This is a genomic window from uncultured Thiodictyon sp. (genome assembly GCF_903828115.1).
Taxonomy (GTDB): domain Bacteria; phylum Pseudomonadota; class Gammaproteobacteria; order Chromatiales; family Chromatiaceae; genus Thiodictyon.
On the sequence record NZ_CAIKKU010000621.1, the window covers coordinates 1 to 1,621 of the forward strand.

At 72.1% G+C, this 1,621-nt stretch carries 2 protein-coding genes; both read left to right on the plus strand.

What is annotated here, in order from left to right; genetic code table 11:
* The first annotated feature begins 91 nt into the window (after positions 1-91).
* Positions 92-832, plus strand: a complete 741-nt coding sequence (locus QZY48_RS23400) for a uracil-DNA glycosylase (protein WP_295435616.1) — start codon at positions 92-94, stop codon at positions 830-832.
* Positions 833-973: 141 nt separating this feature from the next.
* Positions 974-1,423, plus strand: a complete 450-nt coding sequence (locus tag QZY48_RS23405; protein WP_295435615.1) for a sulfur globule family protein — start codon at positions 974-976, stop codon at positions 1,421-1,423.
* Positions 1,424-1,621 lie beyond the last annotated feature (198 nt).

Sequence of the window (1,621 nt, forward strand, 5' to 3'; positions counted from 1 at the left end):
GCCGCAACCACCGCGACCGGTCGCGCCGCCCCCCCAGCCCGCCGCCGACGCCCCCCGGGCCCCGGCCGAGCCGCCGCCGCCCGCGCCGGACCTGGACTGGGACACGGCCTGGGAGCCGGTCGGTGACCCGGTATGGGAGCCGGTGTGGGAGCCGCCGACGGCCCCGGCTGGGCCCACCCGCGTCCAGAGCCCGCCGCGGACTGCGCACGCCGCCGCGCCGCCCGCCAAGGCCCCCGCGGTCGCCCCGCCCCCCGTGCTCGACGACCCCGCAATCCTGGATTGGGACGCCCTGGCCGCCGCGGTCGCCGCCTGCCGCGCCTGCGCACTGTGTGAGAGCCGCACCCGCACCGTCTTCGGGGTCGGCGACCGCCAGGCGCGCCTGTTGGTCATCGGCGAGGCCCCGGGGGCGGACGAGGACCGGGCGGGCGAGCCCTTTGTCGGCCGCGCGGGCCAGCTCTTGAACCAGATGCTGGCCGCCATCGGGCTTGCGCGCGGTCAGGTCTATATCGCCAATATCCTCAAGTGCCGCCCGCCGGGCAACCGCAATCCCCACCCGGGCGAGGTCGCCCACTGTCAGGGCTACCTGGCGCGGCAGGTCGAACTGATCCGCCCGCGGGTGATCCTGGCCGTGGGTGCGGTCTCGGCCCAGAACCTGCTCGGCACCGACACCCCCGTGGGCCGTCTGCGCGGGCGCTGGTTCGACTATGGCCCCGCGGCCGTCCCCCTGCGCGTTACCTACCATCCCGCCTATCTGCTGCGCTCACCCGAGCACAAGGGCAAGGCCTGGGAGGACCTGATCGAGGTGTCACGCCGGCTCGGCAGGGGTGCCTGAGGGGGTCTGCACGTTCCGGAATCGGGCACGAGAAAAATGTGTTTGCTAATTTAAGCGACTACTAATATACTCTTTCCCGTGGGTGGTGCTGTACGCGCCCCGCTAGCTGCCAACAACACAATCGAATCTTCGGAGATCAAGATGAAAAAGCTTGCTACTGCTGTCGCCGTCGCCGCCCTGCTGGGCCTGTCCGCCTCCGCCTCCGCTTGGGGTCCCTGGGGCGGCGGTCCTTGGGGCGGTGGGCCCGGTTACGGGAACAACGGCTGGGGTAACAATGGCTGGGGCAACAACGGCTATGGTGACGGCTCGGGCGACTGGCTCGGCGACATGTTCGGAGACGGCGACTTCAACATGAGCATGAGCGGCGGCGGCAATGGCCGCGGCTACGGTCGCGGGCGTGGCACTGGCTACGGCAATGGCTATGGCCGCGGCTATGACGGCTACGGCTACGGCGCCCCCTACTACGGCGGCTACGGCCCCTACGGCGGCGTTCCCTACGGCTATGGCGCCCCCTATGCCGCCCCTTACCCGGTCCCGATGGCCCCCCCGGCTCCGCCGGCCGCCCCGGCCCAGCAGGCCCCGGCCAAGTAAGGCCGCCGACCGGCACGACCTTCGGCGCGCAGGGATAGCGCGCCGGATCGAAGGCCAGGCATTCGCCTGGCCTTTCCATTGGCGCAGGGCGCGCTGTCAGTCCACCCGGTGCCGCGTGACGGCCTCGATCGTCATCCCGGCCCATCAGCCGACGGCGAGGGCTGTGGTCCGCACAGCGGACCCTACGGCACCGCGCCC